The organism is Stenotrophomonas sp. 71799_Sma (assembly GCF_056482505.1).
Genome location: NZ_CM151202.1, coordinates 2,091,276 through 2,112,634, shown reverse-complemented (window position 1 = coordinate 2,112,634; position 21,359 = coordinate 2,091,276). Strand labels below are relative to the sequence as shown.

23 protein-coding genes are annotated in these 21,359 nt (G+C 67.9%); 12 read left to right on the top strand and 11 right to left on the bottom strand.

Translation table 11 applies throughout. The annotated features are described in order from the left end of the window. Window positions 1-325 precede the first annotated feature (325 nt). The gene (locus tag ACZK4Z_RS09860; RefSeq protein WP_240792142.1) at window positions 326-997 is read right to left on the bottom strand and encodes a 4-hydroxy-tetrahydrodipicolinate reductase; all 672 of its coding nucleotides are present in this window, start codon (window positions 995-997) and stop codon (window positions 326-328) included. 138 nt (window positions 998-1,135) lie between these two features. Between ACZK4Z_RS09860 and ACZK4Z_RS09855 the strand changes: the two genes are divergently transcribed. The 4 genes from ACZK4Z_RS09855 (at window position 1,136) to ACZK4Z_RS09840 (ending at window position 3,512) form a co-directional block, all read left to right on the top strand. Next, window positions 1,136-1,897, top strand: a complete 762-nt coding sequence (locus ACZK4Z_RS09855; RefSeq protein WP_478451500.1) for a 3-oxoacyl-ACP reductase — start codon at window positions 1,136-1,138, stop codon at window positions 1,895-1,897. A gap of 4 nt (window positions 1,898-1,901) precedes the next feature. After that, window positions 1,902-2,297 carry a MerR family transcriptional regulator gene (locus ACZK4Z_RS09850; RefSeq protein ID WP_121503177.1) on the top strand — a complete coding sequence of 132 codons (396 nt, stop codon included), beginning with the start codon at window positions 1,902-1,904 and terminating at the stop codon, window positions 2,295-2,297. Between the two features lie 55 nt (window positions 2,298-2,352). Continuing rightward, the gene (locus ACZK4Z_RS09845) at window positions 2,353-2,934 is read left to right on the top strand and encodes an NAD(P)H-dependent oxidoreductase (protein ID WP_293796857.1); all 582 of its coding nucleotides are present in this window, start codon (window positions 2,353-2,355) and stop codon (window positions 2,932-2,934) included. Window positions 2,935-3,050: 116 nt separating this feature from the next. Next, window positions 3,051-3,512 carry a DUF4304 domain-containing protein gene (locus tag ACZK4Z_RS09840; RefSeq protein WP_346485290.1) on the top strand — a complete coding sequence of 154 codons (462 nt, stop codon included), beginning with the start codon at window positions 3,051-3,053 and terminating at the stop codon, window positions 3,510-3,512. A 142-nt stretch (window positions 3,513-3,654) separates the two neighbouring features. Here the strand turns inward: ACZK4Z_RS09840 and ACZK4Z_RS09835 are convergent, their stop codons facing one another. From ACZK4Z_RS09835 to ACZK4Z_RS09825, 3 genes are read right to left on the bottom strand one after another with little or no spacing between them, the layout of a single operon-like run. Beyond that, window positions 3,655-3,909 (bottom strand): DUF6587 family protein, encoded by a 255-nt coding sequence (locus ACZK4Z_RS09835; protein WP_253144509.1) that lies wholly within the window; start codon window positions 3,907-3,909, stop codon window positions 3,655-3,657. After that, complete coding sequence (feoB, locus tag ACZK4Z_RS09830; protein WP_478451499.1) at window positions 3,909-5,774, bottom strand: ferrous iron transporter B; 1,866 nt, start codon at window positions 5,772-5,774, stop codon at window positions 3,909-3,911. The genes ACZK4Z_RS09835 and feoB overlap by 1 nt, the downstream gene beginning before the upstream one ends. Then, window positions 5,771-6,025, bottom strand: coding sequence for a FeoA family protein (locus ACZK4Z_RS09825; RefSeq protein ID WP_032128790.1), 255 nt, complete (start codon window positions 6,023-6,025; stop codon window positions 5,771-5,773). The genes feoB and ACZK4Z_RS09825 overlap by 4 nt, the downstream gene beginning before the upstream one ends. 119 nt (window positions 6,026-6,144) lie before the next feature. Between ACZK4Z_RS09825 and ACZK4Z_RS09820 the strand changes: the two genes are divergently transcribed. From ACZK4Z_RS09820 to ACZK4Z_RS09795, 6 genes are all read left to right on the top strand, one after another. After that, the gene (locus ACZK4Z_RS09820; protein ID WP_478451498.1) at window positions 6,145-6,933 is read left to right on the top strand and encodes an enoyl-CoA hydratase-related protein; all 789 of its coding nucleotides are present in this window, start codon (window positions 6,145-6,147) and stop codon (window positions 6,931-6,933) included. Window positions 6,934-6,935: 2 nt separating this feature from the next. After that, window positions 6,936-7,337: a VOC family protein gene (locus ACZK4Z_RS09815; protein ID WP_180837625.1), complete on the top strand. Its 402-nt coding sequence runs from the start codon at window positions 6,936-6,938 to the stop codon at window positions 7,335-7,337. Next, window positions 7,334-8,230, top strand: coding sequence for a hydroxymethylglutaryl-CoA lyase (locus ACZK4Z_RS09810; RefSeq protein ID WP_125895386.1), 897 nt, complete (start codon window positions 7,334-7,336; stop codon window positions 8,228-8,230). The genes ACZK4Z_RS09815 and ACZK4Z_RS09810 overlap by 4 nt, the downstream gene beginning before the upstream one ends. A gap of 100 nt (window positions 8,231-8,330) precedes the next feature. After that, entirely contained in the window at window positions 8,331-9,101 is a 771-nt protein-coding gene (locus ACZK4Z_RS09805; protein WP_075674580.1) for an SDR family oxidoreductase, read from the top strand. Between the two features lie 49 nt (window positions 9,102-9,150). Further along, entirely contained in the window at window positions 9,151-9,717 is a 567-nt protein-coding gene (yeiP, locus tag ACZK4Z_RS09800; RefSeq protein ID WP_005409468.1) for an elongation factor P-like protein YeiP, read from the top strand. After that, complete coding sequence (locus ACZK4Z_RS09795) at window positions 9,707-10,240, top strand: hypothetical protein (protein WP_049400134.1); 534 nt, start codon at window positions 9,707-9,709, stop codon at window positions 10,238-10,240. Before yeiP ends, ACZK4Z_RS09795 begins: the two co-directional genes overlap by 11 nt. 50 nt (window positions 10,241-10,290) lie before the next feature. Here the strand turns inward: ACZK4Z_RS09795 and ACZK4Z_RS09790 are convergent, their stop codons facing one another. The 4 genes from ACZK4Z_RS09790 to ACZK4Z_RS09775 form a co-directional block, all read right to left on the bottom strand. Further along, entirely contained in the window at window positions 10,291-10,986 is a 696-nt protein-coding gene (locus ACZK4Z_RS09790) for a COG3650 family protein (RefSeq protein ID WP_253144500.1), read from the bottom strand. A gap of 83 nt (window positions 10,987-11,069) precedes the next feature. Further along, window positions 11,070-11,462 carry a nuclear transport factor 2 family protein gene (locus ACZK4Z_RS09785; RefSeq protein ID WP_293796829.1) on the bottom strand — a complete coding sequence of 131 codons (393 nt, stop codon included), beginning with the start codon at window positions 11,460-11,462 and terminating at the stop codon, window positions 11,070-11,072. After that, entirely contained in the window at window positions 11,443-14,592 is a 3,150-nt protein-coding gene (locus tag ACZK4Z_RS09780; protein WP_478451496.1) for a multidrug efflux RND transporter permease subunit, read from the bottom strand. Before ACZK4Z_RS09780 ends, ACZK4Z_RS09785 begins: the two co-directional genes overlap by 20 nt. A 36-nt stretch (window positions 14,593-14,628) precedes the next feature. Beyond that, window positions 14,629-15,777 (bottom strand): efflux RND transporter periplasmic adaptor subunit, encoded by a 1,149-nt coding sequence (locus ACZK4Z_RS09775; protein WP_172711742.1) that lies wholly within the window; start codon window positions 15,775-15,777, stop codon window positions 14,629-14,631. A gap of 129 nt (window positions 15,778-15,906) precedes the next feature. Between ACZK4Z_RS09775 and ACZK4Z_RS09770 the strand changes: the two genes are divergently transcribed. Then, window positions 15,907-16,623 carry a response regulator gene (locus ACZK4Z_RS09770; protein WP_188348094.1) on the top strand — a complete coding sequence of 239 codons (717 nt, stop codon included), beginning with the start codon at window positions 15,907-15,909 and terminating at the stop codon, window positions 16,621-16,623. Next, window positions 16,623-17,699 (top strand): ATP-binding protein, encoded by a 1,077-nt coding sequence (locus ACZK4Z_RS09765; protein WP_478451495.1) that lies wholly within the window; start codon window positions 16,623-16,625, stop codon window positions 17,697-17,699. Before ACZK4Z_RS09770 ends, ACZK4Z_RS09765 begins: the two co-directional genes overlap by 1 nt. Here ACZK4Z_RS09765 and ACZK4Z_RS09760 read toward each other — a convergent pair. The 3 genes from ACZK4Z_RS09760 to ACZK4Z_RS09750 all read right to left on the bottom strand — a co-directional run bounded on the left by ACZK4Z_RS09760 (window position 17,677) and on the right by ACZK4Z_RS09750 (window position 21,264). Continuing rightward, on the bottom strand, window positions 17,677-19,473 hold the full coding sequence (locus ACZK4Z_RS09760; protein WP_478451494.1) for a DUF7844 domain-containing protein: 1,797 nt from the start codon (window positions 19,471-19,473) through the stop codon (window positions 17,677-17,679). The genes ACZK4Z_RS09765 and ACZK4Z_RS09760 overlap by 23 nt on opposite strands. A 40-nt stretch (window positions 19,474-19,513) precedes the next feature. Then, window positions 19,514-19,813 carry a DUF2388 domain-containing protein gene (locus tag ACZK4Z_RS09755; protein ID WP_014037036.1) on the bottom strand — a complete coding sequence of 100 codons (300 nt, stop codon included), beginning with the start codon at window positions 19,811-19,813 and terminating at the stop codon, window positions 19,514-19,516. Between the two features lie 62 nt (window positions 19,814-19,875). Then, window positions 19,876-21,264, bottom strand: coding sequence for an FAD-binding oxidoreductase (locus ACZK4Z_RS09750; RefSeq protein WP_049400143.1), 1,389 nt, complete (start codon window positions 21,262-21,264; stop codon window positions 19,876-19,878). Between the last annotated feature and the right edge of the window lie 95 nt (window positions 21,265-21,359).

Here is a 21,359-nt window from a genome sequence, read left to right as displayed (position 1 = left end):
GCCGAAGTCACGCCTGCGCTTCACGGAAATCCGGTTGCAAAAAAGCGCGGACGTGCGGTCTGGGACCGGTCCGGCTTTCGTGATTCGGCGAGTGCGAATTGTAGCGCTGCCGGGGCGCTCGCGCCAGCGGTTATCGCACTTCATGAACAGGCGATTGCGCATTCATTTCAATCCGGCGGCGTATGCGGGGTCCGCCGCCAGATCGTGCCAGCCGCTGGCCGGCAATCTGCATATCATCAGGCGCCTGGTAGTGCCGGCCGCTGGCCGGCAATCCCCACGCCTTCGGGCGCCCGCAAGCTGCCGGCCAGCGGCCGGCACTACCGCCTTACTGCAGCAGGTCCCGCACCCGGTAGCTGCCCGGGGCGCGGCCCTGCAGCTGGCGGGCGGCAAACAGGGCGCCGCGGGCGAAGATGTCGCGGTTGGTGGCCCGGTGCACCAGCTCGATGCGCTCACCCAGGCCGGTGAACTGCACCAGATGCTCGCCGACGATGTCACCGGCACGCAGGCTGGCGTAATGCGGCTCCGCCCCGCCCCGCTGCGCGGCCGCGCCCAGGGTCAGCGCGGTGCCCGACGGCGCGTCCTTCTTCTGCGTGTGGTGCGACTCGACGATGTCACAGTCCCAGCCGGCCAGCGCCTGCGCCGCGCGCTCGACCAGCTCGTCCAGTACCGCCACGCCCAGGCTGAAATTCGACGCCCAGACCAGCGGGATGGACGCCGCCGCGGCCTCCAGCGCCTGCCGCTGTGTGCTGGAGATGCCAGTAGTGCCCGAGACCAGGCCCGCACCCCGCTCCACGCACAGCGCCAGCATCGGGTCGAAGCCCTCCGGCAGGCTGAAGTCGATCGCCACATCGAACACCGGCGCGCCAGGCAGTTCGCTGGCGCCGAAGAACGGCACGCCGTCGACCACGCGCTGGGTCGGCGCACGGCCGGTTACCGCAGCCACGATCTGCAGGGTTTCGGGATGTTCGGCGGCCAGCCGCAGCAGGGCCTGGCCCATGCGCCCGGAGGCACCGTGAATGAGCAATCGCAGGGGAGTCTGGTTCATGCCCGCAGGCTAGCGGCAGCACGCCCGCTCCGGCAAGCGCCATCGCTGCTACGCTGCATGCCCTTTCATGCAATGGATGGCAGCTCCTTCATGCAGATCAGCGAACAGCTGGTGCTGGTCACCGGCGCCGGCCGCGGCCTTGGCAAGCACATCGCCCGCGCCTTCGCCACCCAGGGCGCCCGCGTCATCATCAATTACCACCGCAGCGAAGCCGCCGCACGTACGCTGGCCACTGAGCTGGGCGGACAGGCGATCGCGCTGCCGGCCGACGTCACCGACCGCGCCCAGGTCGATGCGATGCTGCAGCACGCGCTGGCCCACTTCGGCCAAGGTGTCACCACCGTGGTCAACAACGCGCTGGCCGCTTTCTCGTTCAATGGCGATGCCCGCGACGGCGCCGCGGAAATCGGCTGGCCGGCCTTCCAGGCGCAGTTCGAGGGCAGCGTGCGTGGCGCACTGAACACCGTGCAGGCCGCCCTGCCCGGGATGCAGGCCCGCCGTTTCGGTCGCGTCATCAACATCGGCACCAATCTGTTCCAGAACCCGGTGGTGCCCTATCACGACTACACCGCTGCCAAGGCCGCGCTGCTGTCGCTGACCCGCACCCTGGCCGGCGACCTCGGCCCGCATGGCATCACCGTCAACATGCTGTCCGGCGGCCTGCTGCGCACCACCGATGCCAGTTCCGCCACGCCGGAAGCAGTATTCGACTACATCGCCGCCAACACCCCACTGCGCAGCGTCACCACCCCGACCGAATTCGCCGATGCCGCGCTGTTCTTCGCCAGCCCGTGGTCACGCGCGGTGACCGGCCAGAACCTGGTGGTGGATGGCGGACTGGTGCGGGACTGAGCCGATGCGCATCTCCGAGGTCAGCCGCCTGACCGGTGCCAGCGCCAAGGCCATCCGACTGTACGAGGCGCGCGGCCTGCTGCCGCCGGTGCCACGACTGAACCGCTACCGCGACTACAGCGAACAGGACGTGGCCTGGGTGCAGCTGATCCGCCAGGCGCTGGGGCTGGGTATCACGCTGGCGGCAATCTCGCGCCTGCAGGGCCGCGACGGGCGGCTCGACTGGCAGGCAGTGCTGGCCCTGCTTGAGCAGCAGCGCAGCCGCATTGCCAGCGAGCGGGCACGGCTGGCGCAGGTCGAGCTCGACCTGCAGCAGGTCAGCGACGAACTGCAGCAGTGGCTGCTCTCCGGCAGCAATGACTGCGTGCTGGAACCCAGCGGCTGCACGACCCAGGCTTGACTCTGCCCTTGGGGCAGACCGCAGCCTCGCGCACTTTCCATTGCCCGAGGTTGCCGTGTCCCGTTCCATCCTGATCCTGCTCGGCCATCCCGACCGCGACAGCCTGTGCGGCGCCCTCGCCCAGCGCTATGCCACGGCCGCCGAGAACGCCGGTCATCGGGTGCGACTGATCGCACTGGGCGACCTTGAGTTCGATCCCGTGCTGCGCCATGGCTATCGCCAGATCCAGCCACTGGAAGCCGATCTGCAGGACGCCGCCGATGCGATCGAGGCCTGCGATCACCTGGTGCTGGTCTACCCAACCTGGTGGGGTGCGATGCCGGCGCTGCTGAAGGGCTTTTTCGATCGTGTGCTGCTGCCGGGGTACGCCTTCCGCTACCGGCGCGATTCGGTGTGGTGGGACCGGCTGCTGGCCGCGCGCAGCGCGCGGGTGATCACCACGCTGGATACGCCGCCCTGGTACTACCGCTGGATCTACCGCGACCCGGGCATCACCCAGATCCGCGCCACCATTCTGGAATTCTGCGGCATCCGCCCGGTGCGGGTCAGCCGTCTCGGTGCGGTGCGCAGCAGTACCCCAGCACAACGCAGCAAGTGGCTGGCGTTGGCAGCAGAGCTGGGTTCACGCGCCAGGTAGATCCACGCCATGCGTGGATGAAATGCCGGCCACATTCCATGTGTCGCGTTTGCCAATTGACCGCCAGGCACCGCGCCTCAAGGCTGTAGGCACTTCTTACGGCCCAGGCAAAGCCCATGAAATCCTCGACTGTCTTCAGCAAGTGCGCCAGGAAGACCGGCTTTTCCGGCACGTCGACGACCCGCTACCGCTTGCTGGATGCCGCCCTGCTTGTCGTCAATCACCAACGCGCCAGCGAAAGCCGGGGCTTCTATGTGAATGCCGGGCTCTACTTTCCAGAACTGCTCGCGTATCCCCTCGCGCCTGACGACCTTGAAACCGCCTTCAGATACCGCTCCAGCATTCCCACGCCTCATGTCGACTGGCGGATCGAAGAGACGCCCGGCCTGCGCCGGGCTTTTATCCAGCAGGATCTGGATGATCTGCTGGAGGCCGGCAATCGCGATGGGATGAAATGCCTGCTGCTCGATGCCCTTGCCGACGTGGCGGGCTTCGCGACAACCCATGGAAACAGGGAGTCGGTGCGGCGATTGAATCAGGACGGAAGTTTCCGCGCGATCATCCGTAGAGAGGTTTGAATCCAGCCGAGGTCCGGTAGATCCACGCCATGCGTGGCGGCCATGCGTGGCGGAAAACCCACAGTAGATCCACGCCATGCGTGGATGAAGCCCGCAAGCGTGCGAACCAAGGTTCGCACCCACCAGGGCAGGAAAAGCAGCGTCAGTGCTGCTTCGGCGGAGTCGGCCCGCAGCTGTCGCAACCGCCACAGGCACCACCACCGCCCGTCGCCGGCGGCGCGATTTTCCGCCCCAGCGCCTGCAGCCAGGCAGCGCGGCCCGGCTTCAGCAGGGCCAGCGCCAGCGCCCCGCGCAGCCTGCGCACGGTGCCGGGGAACTGCTTCTTCAGCACCACCCAGGCACTGACCAGCACGGCCACCGCGATGATCAGGTACTGCAGCAGCAGGCCGGTATCCATCAGCCGCCTCCCAGTGCCTTGGTCACCTGGTAGGTGATCAGCGCCGCCACGTAGGCCGCCGCGAACAGGTAGAACGCAGCGAAGCCCATCTGCTTCCACGAGTTGGTCTCGCGCTTGATGGTGGCCAGCGTCGAGATGCACATCGGGGCATAGATGTACCAGACCAGCAGCGACAGTGCGGTGGCCAGCGACCAGCCATCGCTGATCAGCGGGGTCAGCGCCTGGCTGGCGGCATCGTCATCGGCTGCGGACAGCGCGTACACGGTCGCCAGCGAGGACACCGCCACTTCGCGCGCGGCCAGGCCCGGAATCAGCGCAATGCAGATCTGCCAGTTGAAGCCCAGCGGCGCGAAGAACACCGCCATCGCATGGCCGATCTGGCCCGCATAGCTGTAATCGATGGCCGGCATGGTGGCGCCGGCCGGAGCCGCCGGGAACGACAGCAGCACCCACAGCAGGATGGTCAGCGCCAGGATGATGCCGCCGACACGCTTGAGGAAGATCATGCCGCGCTCATACAGGCCCACCGCCAGGTCGCGCAGGTGCGGCAGGCGGTACGACGGCAGCTCCAGCATCAGCGGGTGCTCGCTCTTGTCGCGGCGCCACTTCTTCATGATCCACGACATCGCCAGCGCACTGAGAATGCCAGCCGCATACAGGCCGAACAGCACCAGGCCCTGCTGGTTGAACACGCCCCACACCGTCTTCTGCGGGATGAAAGCGCCAATCAGCAGTGCATACACCGGCAGGCGCGCCGAGCAGGTCATCAGCGGCGCCACCAGGATCGTGGCCAGGCGGTCACGCGGGTCCTGGATGCTGCGCGTGGACATGATGCCCGGCACCGCGCAGGCGAAGCTGGACAGCAGCGGGATGAACGAGCGACCAGACAGGCCGGCGGCGGCCATCATGCGGTCGAGCAGGAACGCCGCACGCGGCAGGTAGCCGGATTCCTCCAGCACCAGGATGAAGAAGAACAGGATCAGGATCTGCGGGAGGAACACCACCACGCCACCCACACCGGCGATGATGCCGTCAGTCAGCAGGCTGGCCAACGGGCCTTCCGGCAGCACGCTGCCAACGAAGGCACCAAGCCAGGCGAAACCGGCCTCGATGCCATCCATCAACGGTGTCGCCCAGGCATACACCGCCTGGAAGATCAGGAACATCACCACCGCCAGGCTGATCAGGCCGAACACCGGGTGCAGCAGCCAGCGGTCCAGCGCGTCGTCGACTTTGGCGGTCCGTGCCGGCATGCGCACGGCCACTGACAGGATCTCGCGCACCTTGGCGTGGTAGTCGATGCCACCTTCCGGGCCCGGCACCGGCGCATCCAGGTGCGGCACCATCGCATCGAGGCGCTCGACCAGGGCCTTGGCGCCCTGCTTGCGCACCGCCACGGTTTCCACCACCGGCACGCCCAGCTCGCGCTCCAGCGCGGCCACGTCCACCTGGATGCCACGGCGCTGGGCCGCATCGACCATGTTCAGCGCAACCACCATCGGCTTGCCCAGCTCGCGCAGTTCCAGCGCGAAGCGCAGGTGCAGACGCAGGTTGGTGGCGTCGATCACGCACAGCAGCACGTCCGGTGCAGCCTCGCCCGGGTAGAAGCCCCGGCACAGGTCACGGGTGATCGCCTCGTCCAGGCTGGCCGGGTGCAGGCTGTAGGCACCGGGCAGGTCGAGTACGGCGAACTCGCGGCCGGACGGCGCGCGCAGGCGGCCTTCCTTGCGCTCAACGGTGACGCCGGTGTAGTTGGCAACCTTCTGCCGGCTGCCGGTCAGCTGGTTGAACAGCGCGGTCTTGCCACTGTTGGGGTTACCGACCAGCGCAATGCGCAGGGGCGCGGTAGAAGTTGCAGCGGTCATGCGCGACGCTCCTGGCGGTTGGCGTCGACCACGACGCGCTTGGCTTCACTGATCCGCAGCGCAAACCGGGTGAACCCGACCTGCACCAGCAGCGGCTCGCCACCGACCGGGCCCTTGGCCACCAGGCGCACTTCCTCGCCCTTCACGAAACCCAGCTCGCGCAGGCGACGGGCGATGGCATCGTTGGCATGGAGGTCCTGCACGGACTCGACCACGGCCGAGGCGTGCAGCGGCAGTTCGGACAGCGTCATCTAGCGCATTCTCTGCTGGATGTAAATGGTTCTCGATTCTAACATTCCCGCGTCGCGTCATGGCCCATGACCAATGGCCCGCTATGATCCATACAGGTATGGAGTGACCCTGGAATCCCATGAACGATGCTTTGCAGATCGAGCGCAGCGGCGCCGTCCTCACCCTCTGGCTGAACCGGCCCGAGCTGCACAATGCCTTTGACGCCGGCTTGATAGCGCGGCTGACCGCCGCCCTCGAAGCCGCCGGACGCGACGACGCGGTGCGCGCGGTAGTGGTGGCCGGCCACGGCGCCTCCTTCTCGGCCGGCGCCGACATGCAGTGGATGCGTGGCATGGCCGCCGCCAGCGAGGCCGACAACCGCGAGGACTCGCTGGCCCTGGCGCGGCTGATGCGCACCCTGGACGAGCTGCCCAAGCCGACCCTGGCCCGGGTCCACGGCGCGGCCTTCGGTGGCGGCGTCGGCCTGGTCGCCTGCTGCGACATCGCCATCGCCAGCACCGCGGCCCGCTTCGGCCTGACCGAAAGCCGCCTCGGCCTGCTGCCGGCGGTGATCTCGCCCTACGTGATCGAGGCCATCGGCCCGCGCCAGGCCCGTCGCTGGTTCGCCACCGGCGAGCATTTCGACGCCGAGACTGCGCTGCGCATCGGCCTGGTCCACCTGCTGGTCGAGCCGGAACGCCTGGACGAGGCCGTGCAACGCCAGCTGGCCCTGCTCGACAAGGCCGGCCCGATCGCTTCTTCCAGCGCCAAGCAGCTGGTGCGGCAGGTGCGTGACAGCCATGACCGCGATGCCCTGGATCGCGATAATGCCGCCCTGATCGCGCGCCTGCGGGTGTCCGCCGAGGGCCAGGAAGGCCTGGGCGCCTTCCTCGACAAGCGCGCGCCCCACTGGGTCACGGAAGCCTGAACATGCTCGATCATCTTGGTTTGACCAGCGCCGACCTGGCGCGCAGCAAGACCTTCTTCCTGCAGGCGCTGGCGCCGCTGCAGATCGGCGTGGTGATGGAAGTCACCGCCGAACAGACCGGCGCGCACGACCACATCGGCTTCGGCAGCGAGGGCAAGCCGTTCTTCTGGCTCGGCAATGGCGGCACCGCCAGCCACGGTGTGCACGTGGCCTTCGCCTGCGCCAGCCGCACCCAGGTGGACGCCTTCCATGCCGCTGCCCTCGCCGCCGGCGGTCGCGACAACGGCGCGCCGGGCCTGCGCCCGTGGTACCACCCCGACTACTACGGCGCCTTCGTGCTCGACCCCGACGGCAACAACATCGAGGTGGTCTGCCATCGCCCCGTCAGCGAGGTGGCCGCATGAGCGACTACGTCCGCATCGTCGAAGTCGGCCCGCGTGACGGGCTGCAGAACGAAAAGCAGTCGGTGTCCACCGCGGACAAGATCGAACTGATCAACCGCCTGTCGGCCACCGGCCTGCGCAGCATCGAGGCGACCAGCTTCGTCAGCCCGAAGTGGATCCCGCAGCTGGCCGATGCCGCTGAGGTCTACGCCGGCATCCAGCGCCGGGCCGGCATCCACTACCCGGTGCTGGTACCGAACGAACAGGGCTACGACCGCGCCCGTGCGGTGGGCGTGGAGGAAGTGGCGGTGTTCACCGCAGCATCCGAAGCGTTCAACCGCACCAACACCAATGCCGGCATCGACGAATCGCTGGCCCGGTTCGAGCCAATCCTGCGCCGCGCCGCCGCCGATGGCGTGCGCGTGCGCGGCTATGTCTCCACCGTGCTCGGCTGCCCCTACCAGGGCGAGGTGCCACTGGCCGACGTGGTGCGGGTGGCGCGTGCCCTGCACCAGATGGGCTGTTACGAAATCTCGCTGGGCGACACCATCGGCGTCGGCACCCCGCGCAAGGCACGGGCGATGCTGCAGGCGGTTGCCGCCGAGATTCCGATGGCCGCACTGGCCGTGCACTTCCACGACACCTATGGCCAGGCCATCGCCAACATCGCCACCTGCCTGGAAGAAGGCGTGCGCGTGGTCGACAGCGCGGTGTCTGGCGCCGGTGGCTGCCCGTATGCCAAGGGCGCCAGCGGCAATGTCGCCAGCGAGGATGTGGTCTACCTGCTGCAGGGCCTGGGCCTGGACAGCGGCGTGGACCTGCCTGCACTGGCCGAGACCGGCCGCTGGCTGGCCAGCCTGCTCGGCCGCGCCACTGCCAGCCGCACCGGCCAGGCACTGGCCGCCGCCGGCTGACCGCCGCACTGCGCCGCCCTGCAGCGGCGGCGCAGTGCACAACAGCGGCGGTCGCGGCTTCCGTTAGAATCGGCGGTTCTCGAACCTGCAGGACCGTGCAATGCAGCTGTCTTCCGTACGTGCCGTGATCACCGGCGGCGTCTCCGGCCTCGGCCTGGCCGTGGCCCAGCACCTCGTCGCCCAGGGCGGCAAGGTGGCCCTGTTCGACCTCAACGACGACAAGGGCGCCTCCGCCGTCGCCGATCTGGGTACCGACAAGGCCCGCTACTTCAACGTCAACGTCAGCGATGAAGCGGCCGTCTCGGCAGCCATCGACCAGGCCCACGATTTCCTCGGCGGCCTGAACGTGGCGATGAACTGCGCCGGCATCCTCGGCGCCGGCCGCGTGCTGGGCAAGGAAGGCCCGATGCCGCTGGCCGGCTTCCAGGGCACGGTGATGGTCAACCTGGTCGGCAGCTTCAACGTTGCAAAGGCCGCGGCCAACCGCATGCAGCACAACGAGGCCGGCACCGACGGCGAGCGCGGCGTGATCATCAACACCGCCAGCATCGCCGCCTATGAAGGCCAGATTGGCCAGGCCGCGTATGCCGCCAGCAAGGGCGGCGTGGTGTCGATGACGCTGCCGATGGCGCGCGAACTGTCGCGCTTCGGCATCCGCGTCAATACGATTGCTCCAGGCGTGTTCTGGACGCCGATGGTCGACGGCATGCCCGAGGCGGTGCAGCAGTCGCTGGCCGCGTCGATCCCGTTCCCGTCGCGCCTGGGCAAGCCGGAAGACTTCGCCAGCCTGGTCGGCTTCATCCTCGGCAACACCTACCTCAATGGCGAGACCATCCGCCTGGACGGCGCTACCCGCCTCGCTCCGAAGTGATTCCCCCCGGGCGCCGGGACGGCGCCCTCCCCCAACGACCTAGATCACCATGAAAGCCAACGACATCAAGAAGGGCAACGTCGTCGAGTACAACAACGGCGTGTACCAGATCCGCGACATCGAGCGCAGCTCGCCGCAGGGTCGCGGCGGCAACGTCCGCTTCCGCTTCATCATGTACAGCGTGCCGGGCGGCAACAAGCTCGATGCCAGCTTCGATGCCGACGACAACCTGGTCGAGGTCGAACTGCTGCGCCGCCAGTCCACCTATTCGTACAAGGACGGCGATGCGTTCGTGTTCCTCGATGACGAGGACTACACCCCGTACACCCTGGACGCAGACGTGATCGGCGACGACGCCGGCTACATCACCGACGGCCTGACCGGTATCTACGTGCAGGTGATCGACGAACAGCCGGTGGCGATCCAGCTGCCGGCCTCGGTGGTGCTGGAAGTGATCGAGACGCCGCCGGAACTGAAGGGTGGCACCGCCACCAAGCGCCCGAAGCCGGCCAAGCTCAACACCGGCATCGAAATCATGGTGCCGGAGTACATCGTCAACGGCGAGCGCGTGCTGGTGAACACCGCCACCGGCGAATTCGCTGGCCGTGCCGACTAAGCGCCTTGCGCTGATCGGTTGCCTGTCCCTGCTTGCGGCATGTTCGCCGCAGGCAGCGGACAATGCTGCCGACGCCACGCCAGCCGAACCGGCCGTGACCGCCGCACCAGCGGTGGAGGCACCGGCCGCCGTGGAGGCCATCGCCGAAGCGGAGCCCGCTACCGAGCAGCCCTCGGGCGAAGAGGACCTGGACAAGGTACGTGCAGCCGCAGGCTGTCCGGTCCCGGAGGATGTGTATGACGTCGACGACGTGCGCATCTACTGCGCGATGCCGGCCGACGTGCAGGCCTTCCTCGCGCGCGAGAACACCTGCCAGCATTTTGCCGGCGAAGAGCCGTACGACGACGAGCGTCGCCGTGAACTGGAAGAGGCCAGCGCCAAATACTGCGAAGGCCGCGAGAAGAACTTCACCGATCTGGTCGCGCGTCATCGCGGTGACTGCGCTGTCCGCGCAGCGCTGATCGGGATCAACGGCCGCTATGACCTGGACTTCGATCTCGACCTGAAGCCCTGCGGGGGCTGATCGATGCACGCCGGGCATGGCCCGGCGTCACCGATCCGCGGAATCGGGCGTTACTTCGCGCCGAAATTGCCGCAGCCGTGGTACTGGCGGGTGCCGATGGTCAGGTTCACCTTGGCCTCGAACGCCTCACCACTCATGTCGTCCTGGCAGGTGGTGCGCTGGAAGCTGAGCTTGACGTCGGTACCGTCGGACGCCTTGCCACTCCATCCGTCGGCCCCCTCGGCGGGCTTGGCCACATCGAAGCGGCGCTCGCCGTAATCGACTTCCACCTGCAGGCCCGGCGCATCGCCGTCAACGACTGCAAGCCAGCCGGGTTCATTGCCGGTGGCACGGAACGCGGCATTGCCGGCGCTGCCATCGCCTTCGGTGGCTTCGACCGCATGGCACTCGCGATCGGCCTCGCCCTTCAGGCTCAACAGGCCGTCATCGCTGCCCTTGGTCCAGAAGCTGTTGCCCTGGCCATCGCCATACTTCGCGCCCGACGCCGCACGCTCGGAGGTCATGGCGAAGGTACGTTCGCCGATCACTACCGTCGCCGCATCCTCGCCATTGAAGGTCGCGCGCACGTTCAGATCACCACACCGGTACATGGTCTCGCTGCCGGTACCGGCGCCGGTGCTGGCAGCCGGTTCGGGCGCGGCCGGCGGCGCGGCATCAGTGCCGCCCGCAGCGGGTGGCTGTGCCGGCTGGCACGCGGCCAGGACCAACCCGAGGGAGGCTGCCAACAGACTGGGGACTACACGCATGGCTCGACTCCTTGTCGACACTACAGAGATCTTCGACCCTACCACCTGCCGGTGAGCGGGGCCTGAAAGCGGCCTGACCGCACTCACGCGGCCAGCACCGCCATCGACAGCAACTGTGCGCCACTGTCGCCGGAACTGCAGGTCCAGACCCGCAGCAGGCGCAGTTTCAGCTCGCGCTCCTGGCCCTGCCCGCGCACCGACAAGCGCACGTCACTGGACAACAATGCCAGGCGTCCGCACAGCAGCGTTTCCACCGCGTGCAACTGCAGGTTCCGTACCTGCAGGCCACCGGCCAGCCAATCGCCCAGCCACGGCAGGTCGAGCATGCGGCCGCCATGGCCGTCCATCATGAACAAGGCCGGCGATACCAGCGCGGTCAGCGCATCGTGATCATTTTCCAGCAGCGCTGCGCACAGGCGCTGCTCCAGCGCCATCAACTGTTGCTCGTGCAGATCTTCAACGATGTTCCGTTCCATCCACGATTCCTTCCGGCATCGGCCGGCGCCTGCGCAGGCGCTGCGCGATCCACTGCCGCGCACCCTGCACTACTACATAGAAGACCGGCACGAAGAACACCGCCAGCACGGTCGCACTGACCATGCCGCCGAACACGCCGGTTCCGATCGCCTGCTGGGTTTCCTTCGATGCGCCCTGCGCCAGCATCAGCGGCACCACGCCCAGCGCGAACGCCAGCGAGGTCATTACGATCGGCCGCAGGCGCAGCCGTGCCGCCTCCAAGGCCGCTTCGACCAGGCCACGGCCCTGCTGCTGCAGCTGGCGTGCGAACTCGACGATGAGGATCGCGTTCTTCGCCGACAGCCCGATCACCGTGATCATGCCGACCTTGAAGAACACGTCGTTGGGCATGCCGCGCAACAACACGGCGGCGACCGCGCCGAGCAGGCCCAGCGGCACCACCAGCATCACCGCCAGCGGAATCGACCAGCTCTCGTACAGCGCCGCCAGCACCAGGAACACCACCAGCATCGACAGCAGCAACAGCCACGGCGCCTGCGCACCGGATTCGCGCTCCTGCAGCGACTGGCTGGTCCATTGCAGGGCGAAGCCAGACGGCAGCTTCTCCGCCAACCGCTCCATCTCCGCCATCGCCTGACCGGTCGACACGCCGGAGGCCGGGGCGCCGGACAGATTCAGCGCCGGGAAGCCGAGATAGCGCTGCAGCTGCAGCGGCGCCTCGGTCCAGTGCGGGGTCACCAGTTCGGACAGCGCCACCATGCCGCCCTCGCTGTTACGCACGTACAGCTTCAGCACGTCCTCCAGTTCCATCCGGTGCGAGGCGTCTGCCTGCAGGATCACCTGCTGCAACCGGCCCTTGTTGGGGAAGTCATTGACGTACTGCGAGCCCATCGCAGCCGACAGCGTGCTGCTGATGTGTTCGAAGCCCACGCCCATCGCCTCGGCCTTGGCCCGGTCGATGTCCAGCCGCACGCTGGTGCCGGCCGGCAGGCCATCGGCATGCACCTCGGACAGCAGCGGGCTGGCCTCGGCCAGCTTCAGCAGCTGCTGCAGGGCCGCGCGTAGTTCGGCCTGGCTCTGCCCAGTACGCGCCTGCAGGGCGAGCGAGAAGCCGGACGAACGGCCCAGGCTGTCGATCGCCGGCGGCATCACGCTCATCACCTCGCCCTCGGCAATCGTGGACATCGCCTTCTGCGCGGCCTCCACCTCGCCGGCCGCGGTGGCGCCTGCACGCTCGCTCCAGTCCTTGAGCATGGTGTAGGTCAGCGCCGCGCTCGGGCCGGAGCCGGAGAAGCTGTAGCCGAGGATCGACTGGTTGGAGCCGATGCCCGGACGCGAGGCCACGTGCCGCTCGTAGGCTTCGACCACGGCCAGCGTGCGCTCGGCGGTGGCTTCGGCCGGCAGCTGGATCGAAGTCATGAAATAGCCCTGGTCTTCTTCCGGCAGGAATGCGCCCGGCAACCAGTGCAGGCCCAGCAGCAGCGCCACCACCAGTGCGGCGAACACGCCCATCACCCGCCCACTGCGCTGCAGCACCGAGGCCACGCCACGCTGGTAGCGCCCGGTCATCTTCTCGAAGCCACGATTGAAGGCACCGAACAGCCCGACACGACCATGGTGTCCATGGGTATTCGGGCGCAGCAGGGTCGCGCACAGCGCCGGCGTCAGGCTCAATGCCAGCAGCGCCGAGAACAGGATCGACACCGCCATCGCCACGGTGAACTGGCGGTAGATCGCGCCCACCGAGCCGCTGGCCAACGCCATCGGAATAAACACGGCAGTCAGCACCAGGGTGATGCCGATCACCGCACCGGTCAGCTCGCGCATCGCCTTGATGGTGGCCTCGCGCGGCGGCAGTCCTTCCTCGGCCATGATCCGTTCCACGCCCTCGACCACCACGATGGCGTCGTCGACGATGATGCCGATCGCCAGCACCATGCCGAACATGGTCAGCACGTTGATCGAGAAGCCCAGTGCCAGCATCACCGCGAAGGTGCCGAGCAGCGCGATCGGTGCGACCAGCGCCGGAATCAGCGTGTAGCGCCAGTTCTGCAGGAACAGGTACATCACCGCGAACACCAGCAGCATGGCCTCCAGCAGCGTCTGCACCACCTTCTGGATCGAGATCTTCACGAACGGTGCGGTGTCGAACGGAATGCTCGACTCCACGCCGCGCGGCAGCAGCGGCGCCAGCTCGGCCATGCGCTCGCGCACCGCCGACGCGGTGCGAACCGCGTTCGCGCCAGGACTTAGCTGCACGCCGGCGGCGGTGGCCGGATGGCCATCCTCGCGGGTGCCCCAGGCATAGCTCTGCGCGCCCAGCTCGACGCGGGCGACATCGCCCAGCACCACCCGCGAGCCGTCGGCCCCGGCGCGCAGCACGATGGCAGCGAACTGCTCCGGCGTGGACAGCTGGCCATCGGCACTCAGCGGCACGGTGATGCGCTGGCCCGGAACACCCGGAGAATCGCCGATGCGCCCCGGCGAGATCTCCAGGTTCTGCTGCTCGATGGCAGCGGCCACGTCACCCATGGTCAGCCCATAGCCGGTCAACCGGGTCGGATCCAGCCACACGCGCATCGCCTGTTCGGCACCGAACAGCTGCACGCGGCCGACGCCATCGATGCGGCGCAGCTCCTCGATGATGTTGCGCGCCATGAAGTCGCCCAGTGCGGCCTCGCTGACGCTGGCATCCGGCGAACGCAGGCCGACCAGCATCAGGAAACCGGAATCGGCGGCCTCCACGAACAGGCCGTTCTGGCGCACGCTGCGCGGCAGGCGCGGCTCGATCGCCTTGATCCGGTTCTGCACGTCCACCTGCGCCAGCTCCGGGTTGGTGCCCGGCTTGAAGGTGGCGGTGATCGAGGCTTCGCCGGAGGTGTCCACCGACGACTCGAAGTACAGCAGGTGCTTGACGCTGGACAGCTCGCGCTCGATCAGGCCGACCACCGCGTCATTCAGCGTCTGCGGGCTCGCACCCGGGTAACTGGCATAGATGCTGACGCTGGGCGGGGCAACCGCCGGATAGCGCTCCACCGCCAGCCGCGGGATCGCCAGCACACCGGCCAGGATGATGAAGATCGCCAGCACCCAGGCGAACACCGGGCGATCGATGAAGAAACGTGCCATGTTGGATTTTCCTGGAGGGACCGGCTCGGTAGAGGCTCAGCCCTTGCTGCCGGCCTGCACCGCGCCGGCGCTGGCGACCGGCATCTGCCAGTCGCGCGCATCGACCACCACGCCTTCCTGCAGGCGCTCCTGGCCTTCGACCACCACCTTTTCGCCCGCCTTCAGGCCGGTGCGCACCAGCCATTGGCGATCGACACTACCGTCCACTTCCAGCGTGCGGATCACCGCCTTGCCATCGCCACCGATCACCCAGGCATAGGCCTGGCCACCGGCACTGCGCAGCACGGCCTGCTGTGGCACGGTCAGCGCGCTGGCCGGCGCACCCCGCGGCACCTTCGCGCGCACGTACATGCCGGGCAGCAGCTGGCGCTGCGGGTTGTCGACCAGGATGCGCAGGATCACATCACCGGTGCGCGCATCGACATTGATACCGGAGAACAGCATCTGGCCACGTTCGGGCAGCGGCTTGCCGGCCGCACCGATGATCGTCACCGGCAGCTCGCCGCCACCGGCAGCGCTGCGCTGCAGCGACTCCAGCTGCGCGGCCGGCTGGCGTACATCGACGTAGACCTGGTCGATCTGCTGCACCACCGCCATCGGCTCGGCATCGGCCACGCCGACCAGTGCACCTTCGGTCACCAGCGCCTGGTCGATGCGGCCGGCAATCGGCGCGCTGACCGTGGCATAGCGCAGATCGAGCTGGCGACGCGCCAGGATCGCGCGCGCTTCGTTCACCGCGGCACGGGCCTGTTCGTACTCGGCACTGGCATCGTCGCGGTGCTGCTGGCTGACCGCCTGCGCGGCCGCCAGCGCATGCAGGCGCTGCGACTGCACGCGGCTGCGGCCCAAGGCTGCCTCACTGCGCTGCAGTGCGGCCAGTGCCGAGTCGACATCGGCACGGAACGCCGCCGGATCGATCTGGAACAGGGCCTGGCCGGCGCGCACTTCCGCACCCTGCTCAAACAGCCGGCGCTGCACGATGCCGCCCACTTGGGCACGGATCTGTGCGGTGCGTACGGCGGCCACGCGGCCGGGCAGTTCGTCATCGCGCTGCACGACCTGCGGGCCGACAGTAACCACGCTGACGCGCGGTGCCGCTTCGGGCGTGGCTTCGGGGGCGGAGCAGGCCGTCATGGCCAGGGCGAGGGCCGCGATCAACGCGACCGGAGTCCTGAAGGTTCTCATTGCTGTGCACAATGCCGCGCGGGCGGCTGATAGGTTCTGAAGCGTGCAGTCTGCGGGGCGATGATGGGGTTTCGATGGAGGAACTGTGGAGATACGATGGAGGCAAGCACCTTAAGGCCCCGCCCCTGCATGCATGCCGCCCCTGCCCTCGCCGCCCTCGTCCTGATCGTCGAGGATGAGGCCGAGATCGCCGACATTCTTACCGCCTATCTGGAACGCGAAGGACTGCGTACGCTGCGCGCCGCCGACGGCCACAGCGCACTGGACCTGCATCGCAGCGCCCGCCCCGACCTGGTCCTGCTCGACGTGCAGCTGCCGCGGCTGGATGGCTGGAGCGTGCTGACCCAGCTGCGCCAGCGCGGCGAGACGCCGGTGATCATGCTGACCGCACTGGACCAGGACCTGGACAAGCTGACTGCGCTGCGCATGGGCGCCGACGACTACGTGGTCAAGCCGTTCAATCCAGCCGAAGTGGCAGCGCGCGTGCGCGCCGTGCTGCGGCGTACGCTGCGTGGCTCGCGCGTGGACGCACCGACCGCACTGCGCGCGGGCCCGTTGCTGATCGACTCGGCCACCCATGCCGTGCATGTGGAAGGCGACGGCTACAGCCACGAAGTGCTGCTCACGCTCACCGAGTTCAAGCTGCTGCACTGCATGGCGCTGGCGCCGACCCGCATCTTCAGCCGCAGCGAACTGATGCACGAATGCCTGCCGGAAAGCGAGGCGCTGGAGCGCACGGTCGACAGTCATGTCAGCAAGCTGCGCCGCAAGCTGGATGAAGTGGGCATGGTCAATGTGCCGGCCAGCGTGCGTGGCGTCGGCTACCGGTTGATGGCCGACCGCTGATGGCCCGCCTGCGCCGCTCCGGGCTCAGCCGCCACATCATCGTCTCGATGTCGTTGATGGTGATCGGCGTCATCGTGATGATGATCCTGTCGTCCTGGCTGCTGTATGCGGTGCTGGTCGAATTCTTCCCCGGCACTACCGAGGAACCGGAAAGCTGGCTGCCGACCGGCCCTGAACTGGCATGGATGGTCGGCGTGATCCTGACCGGCCTGGCGCTGGCCATCGCCGCCTCGTTCCGTCTTGCCCATCGCATCCTGTCGCCGTTGAATTCGCTGGTGGACAGCGTGCGCGCGCTCGCGGGCGGCGACCTCGGTGCCCGTGCCAGCGTCGAGGAAAACTCGCCGGGCGAAGTGGCCACCTTGGTCGAGGACTTCAATGCCATGGCGCGGCGGCTGCAGCACGTGGAGAGCGAGCGTGCGATGTGGCATGCAGCCATCGCCCATGAACTGCGGACTCCGGTGACGATCCTGCGCGGCCGCCTGCAGGGCCTGGCCGAGGGCGTCTTCCAGCCGGACGAATCACAGTTCCGCAGCCTGCTCGCCCAGGTCGAGGGCCTGTCACGACTGATCGAGGATCTGCGCGTGCTGAGCCTGTCCGACAATGCGCGGCTGGACGTGCGCCGCGCACGTACCGACGTGGTGGCCGAAGTGTATTCGGTGATGACCCTGGTCGATCCCCAGTTCCGCGCCGCCGGCTTCGTGCTGGAGCTGGAAACCAGCCGCGAAGAACACAACGCGCACTGCGACCCGACCCGCCTGCGCCAGGCGCTGCTGGCGCTGCTGGAGAACGCGCGCCGCTATGCCAGCCCGGGCAAGGTGCGGATTGCCGTGCATGACACACCGGGCCATGTGCAGGTAGCGATCGAGGATGAGGGCCCGGGCATCGACCCTGAGCTGCACGCCGACATCTTCTCTCCGTTCATGCGTGCCGACGGTTCGCGTTCGCGCCAGGGTGGCGGTAGCGGGCTCGGCCTGGCGGTGGTCAAGGCCATCGCCGACGCGCACGGCGGCCGCGTCTACTGCACGGCGGGCAACGCTGGTGGCAGCCGTTTCGTTATCGAGCTGCCGCGCCAATAGCCGGCGTGGCTGCCTGTTCCCGCAGGCGGGCACCGAGCGCAGCGAGGTTGGCGTCGATCGCATCCATTTCGTTGCGCTGCTTCTCCGGCAGCTGCTGACGCAGCTGTACGCGCAGCGCCTGCCAGGCCGGCACCGCCTGTGCGCTGGCGGTGGCAACCGCTTCGGCCAGCACCGCCTGCTCATCGGCCAGCGGCAACCCGTAGCCGCCGTCCGCCAGCAGCGTACCCGGGCGCAGCCATTGCCCACCCTGCTCCAGCAACTGGCGCAGGCCCCGGGTCTCGGCACTGTCCGGTGCGGCCAGCAGGCGCCGTTTCAGCACATCGCGCGCGCGCAGCTCGGCGCGGCGTTGCGCAGCCTGTTCCAGCAGCAGCAGGCCGGCGCTTGCGCGCAGGTCGCCCTGCAGCAACCACAGCGCACGCTGCTGTGCGGGCAGCTTCAACCAGCCGCGTACGTCGCGTGCGGGCAATGCCAGCTGGGCTGCCGCCGCGCCGAACAACTGCTGGTAGTGATCGCGTGCCGAGGCGAAGTAGTAACCCTGCGCCTGTGCTGCATTGCGGTCCGTGAGTACCTGCTCGTCCAGCACATGCAGCTGCGACAGCCGACGCTTCAAACCACGCGGACTCAGCTGGGCCAGCCCGGCCTCCCCCAGCCGAGGCACACCCGCCTGCAGCAGCTTGGCGGTTTCCACCGCGCAGTTGTTGCTGACGAAGTAATAGCGCCCGTCATAGCTCCAGTGCACCTGCGCAGTGCGCTCGAGCAGGCTGGCGATCTCGCCGGGCGACAACTGCAACGGCAGCGACTGCAACCCGCGCAGTTCCACCTTGGTGTACTCATCCACCACCTGCTGCAGCGGCAGCACGAACAGTCGCGACGGGTAGCCACCGGTAAGGCCACGCCAGTTGGAAATCTGCACGTCACCAACGAAGGCACGGAACGAAAGCACACGGTGGTATTCCAGGTCCAGGCGACAGTCCGGCCCCGGCGCACGGCCCGGCCGGCAGATCACCAGCCGCAGCATGCTGTGGCCCCAGCGGCTCATCGGCTGCGCGCTGCCTTCGGCAAACAGGTAGTCCACCGCGTAGACGCGTGCCGGGTCGAGGTGCAGCAACGACGCCGCACCCTCTTCCGGTTCGGCCTGCAGCAACGGCAGTGTCGTAGCGCATTGCGGCTGCGGCAACGAAGGCGGCGTTCCAAAATGCATCTGGTACCACTGCGCCAGTGCCGGTCGCCGGCAGGCGAATTCACTGTCGAGCACGAAATGCTCGGCGTTCACTGCCAGGTACTCGGCCGGATCTTTCAGTTCATACGCATCGGGACTACGGTCTCGGAAGTCATTGCCGCCACGGCCGAGATGCCACGGCTTGCGCTGCCACCCGGCCAGATCACGCCAGCGCACACTGCGCGACCAGTTCGCCGCCGTACGGTCGGCAACATGGGTCAGTTCGTGTACCAGCGCGCTGCGGCGTGCGCGCCGGGCGCCGGGCATGCCGTCATCCAGAAGATCGCGGCGCAACGTGATGCGGCCGGCGAAGGCGCGGCCATGCACCTCGGCGGGAAGGCCATCACTCCAGCGCACCTGCACCTGCGCCGGCAGGGCGCGCAGCAGGCCATCTGGCAACAATGACTGCACGTCGGCCAGGGTCTGCGTCGCCACCTGCTGCTGTGCAGGGCTCAGCCCTGCAGGATCGAGCTGCAGGCGATCGGCCGCGTGCGCGACGTGGGCGATCAGCAGTAGAGCCACGCCATGCGTGGCTGCGTTCCGTGCAGATGTCATGGCGTTGCCGGCCAGCGGCTGGCACTACCCGAAGGCGGGATCAACGTGCCAGCAGCGCGCGGGCCAGTTCCAGATCGCTCTGCTGCTGTGCGGCAGTGCTCTGCTCACGCAGGTGGACCAGCGCCGCTTGCAGGCGGGCACCACGGATCTGGCCGTCGCTTGCGACGAACGCAGCGGCATCGTCGCGCGCAGCCAGTACCACCTTGTCATCGCCCGAGCTGCTGCCCGAGGAACCGGAGGAAGCGCCCGTGGCGGAACCGGCCGACGTGCCGGCGAAGCTGGAAGCGAAGCCGGCCAGCGGCAGGGACAGCAGGGCGAGCAGCAGAAGCGGACGGGTCATCGGTTCGAAGCCGGTTGTTAGGAAGCGTGGAGCGTAACGGGTGCGTGAAGGATTTGCCCGGCTCAAACGTCGAACAGCTTGCCGGGATTCAGCCGCGCTTGGGGATCGAACGCGCGTTTGACCGCCTTCATCAGGGCGATCTCGGCCGGGCCGCGGGTGCTGTCCAGGTAGCCCTTCTTGACCAGGCCGATGCCGTGCTCGGCCGAGATGCTGCCATCGAAGCGGGCCAGCACCTGCGCCAACAGCTTGGTTACGTGCTCGCATTGCGCCACGAAATCAGCGTCGCTGGTGTCGTCCGGCTTGAGCACATTGATGTGCAGATTGCCGTCACCGATGTGGCCGAACCAGACCACGTCGAAATGCGGATAGGCCTGCCCGATCAGCGCCTGGGTCTCGGCCAGGAACGCCGGCATCGACGAGATCCGCACCGAAACATCGTTTTTGTAGGGCTTGTAACGGGCAAGCGACTCAGTGATGCCTTCGCGCAGGCGCCACAGCTGCGCGGCCTGCGCGTCGCTGGCACTGATTACGCCATCGCTGACCCAGCCATTGCCCATGCAGTCCTCGAACGCGGCCATCGCCGCCGCTTCCTGGGCCTCGTCGCCCGCGGCGAACTCGGTCACCACGTAGTACGGATGCACCTCGTCGAACGGTGCCTGTGCGCCATGTGCCAGCACGTGCTCCAGCGCCCGGTCGGTGAAGAATTCGAAGGCCTGCAGCTGCAGGCGCGCGCGGAACGCGGCGAACACCTGCATCAGAACTTCAAAGCTCGGCACTGCCAGCAGCATCACGTTGCTGGCCGGCGGCGGGTCGGTCAATTTCACTGTGGCTTCGACGATCACACCCAGCGTGCCCTCCGAGCCGATCAGCAGCTGGCGGAAGTCATAGCCGCTGGAGTTCTTGATCAGCCCCTTGTTGAGTTCCAGCAACTCGCCGTCAGCGGTGACCACCTTCAGCCCTGCGATCCACTCGCGGGTGTTGCCGTAACGGATCACGCGGATGCCACCGGCATTGGTGGCGATGTTGCCGCCGATCGAGCAGGACCCGCGCGCGGCGAAATCCACCGGGTAGATCAAGCCATGGTCCAGCGCGGCATTGTGCACGGCTTCCAGCGGCATGCCGGCCTGCACCACCAGGGTGCGATCGACCGCGTCGTAGGCCAGCGCCTTGTTCATCCGTTCCAGGCTGAGCACCAGCTCGCCGTTGGCGGCCACCGCGCCACCCGAGAGGCCGGTGCGGCCACCGGACGGCACCACGGCCACGCCCTCGCCTGCGCTCCAGCGCATCACCGCCTGCACTTCCTCGACCGTGGCCGGCAGTGCGATCGCCAGCGGCGCCGGCGTCCAGCGCCGGGTCCAGTCGCGCCCGTAATGCTCCAGGTCGGACGGATCGGTCTTCAGCTTCAGGCCGGGGCAGGCTTGTTGCAGCGAGGCAATGCGGGAATCGGTCATGACGGTCCAGCGCGGTGCGTGAAGAACGGGCAAGCGTGCCAGCGGCACGCGCCAGCGTCCAGCCCCGCAGCCGTGCAGATAGCTACGGATGCAAC

Excerpts from the sequence above, each read along its gene's own strand:
- ACZK4Z_RS09825 (WP_032128790.1), bottom strand. The coding sequence starts at position 6,025 with ATGACGCTGTCCGAACTGCCGCTGCACGCCTCGGCCGTGGTCGAGTCC.
- ACZK4Z_RS09840 (WP_346485290.1), top strand. The coding sequence starts at position 3,051 with ATGAAATCCTCGACTGTCTTCAGCAAGTGCGCCAGGAAGACCGGCTTT.
- ACZK4Z_RS09805 (WP_075674580.1), top strand. The coding sequence starts at position 8,331 with ATGCAGCTGTCTTCCGTACGTGCCGTGATCACCGGCGGCGTCTCCGGC.
- ACZK4Z_RS09820 (WP_478451498.1), top strand. The coding sequence starts at position 6,145 with ATGAACGATGCTTTGCAGATCGAGCGCAGCGGCGCCGTCCTCACCCTC.
- yeiP (WP_005409468.1), top strand. The coding sequence starts at position 9,151 with ATGAAAGCCAACGACATCAAGAAGGGCAACGTCGTCGAGTACAACAAC.
- ACZK4Z_RS09855 (WP_478451500.1), top strand. The coding sequence starts at position 1,136 with ATGCAGATCAGCGAACAGCTGGTGCTGGTCACCGGCGCCGGCCGCGGC.
- ACZK4Z_RS09765 (WP_478451495.1), top strand. The coding sequence starts at position 16,623 with ATGGCCCGCCTGCGCCGCTCCGGGCTCAGCCGCCACATCATCGTCTCG.
- ACZK4Z_RS09755 (WP_014037036.1), bottom strand. The coding sequence starts at position 19,813 with ATGACCCGTCCGCTTCTGCTGCTCGCCCTGCTGTCCCTGCCGCTGGCC.
- ACZK4Z_RS09760 (WP_478451494.1), bottom strand. The coding sequence starts at position 19,473 with ATGACATCTGCACGGAACGCAGCCACGCATGGCGTGGCTCTACTGCTG.
- ACZK4Z_RS09750 (WP_049400143.1), bottom strand. The coding sequence starts at position 21,264 with ATGACCGATTCCCGCATTGCCTCGCTGCAACAAGCCTGCCCCGGCCTG.
- ACZK4Z_RS09860 (WP_240792142.1), bottom strand. The coding sequence starts at position 997 with ATGGGCCAGGCCCTGCTGCGGCTGGCCGCCGAACATCCCGAAACCCTG.
- ACZK4Z_RS09810 (WP_125895386.1), top strand. The coding sequence starts at position 7,334 with ATGAGCGACTACGTCCGCATCGTCGAAGTCGGCCCGCGTGACGGGCTG.
- ACZK4Z_RS09770 (WP_188348094.1), top strand. The coding sequence starts at position 15,907 with ATGCATGCCGCCCCTGCCCTCGCCGCCCTCGTCCTGATCGTCGAGGAT.
- ACZK4Z_RS09780 (WP_478451496.1), bottom strand. The coding sequence starts at position 14,592 with ATGGCACGTTTCTTCATCGATCGCCCGGTGTTCGCCTGGGTGCTGGCG.
- ACZK4Z_RS09785 (WP_293796829.1), bottom strand. The coding sequence starts at position 11,462 with ATGGAACGGAACATCGTTGAAGATCTGCACGAGCAACAGTTGATGGCG.
- ACZK4Z_RS09775 (WP_172711742.1), bottom strand. The coding sequence starts at position 15,777 with ATGAGAACCTTCAGGACTCCGGTCGCGTTGATCGCGGCCCTCGCCCTG.
- feoB (WP_478451499.1), bottom strand. The coding sequence starts at position 5,774 with ATGACCGCTGCAACTTCTACCGCGCCCCTGCGCATTGCGCTGGTCGGT.
- ACZK4Z_RS09815 (WP_180837625.1), top strand. The coding sequence starts at position 6,936 with ATGCTCGATCATCTTGGTTTGACCAGCGCCGACCTGGCGCGCAGCAAG.
- ACZK4Z_RS09790 (WP_253144500.1), bottom strand. The coding sequence starts at position 10,986 with ATGCGTGTAGTCCCCAGTCTGTTGGCAGCCTCCCTCGGGTTGGTCCTG.
- ACZK4Z_RS09850 (WP_121503177.1), top strand. The coding sequence starts at position 1,902 with ATGCGCATCTCCGAGGTCAGCCGCCTGACCGGTGCCAGCGCCAAGGCC.
- ACZK4Z_RS09835 (WP_253144509.1), bottom strand. The coding sequence starts at position 3,909 with ATGGATACCGGCCTGCTGCTGCAGTACCTGATCATCGCGGTGGCCGTG.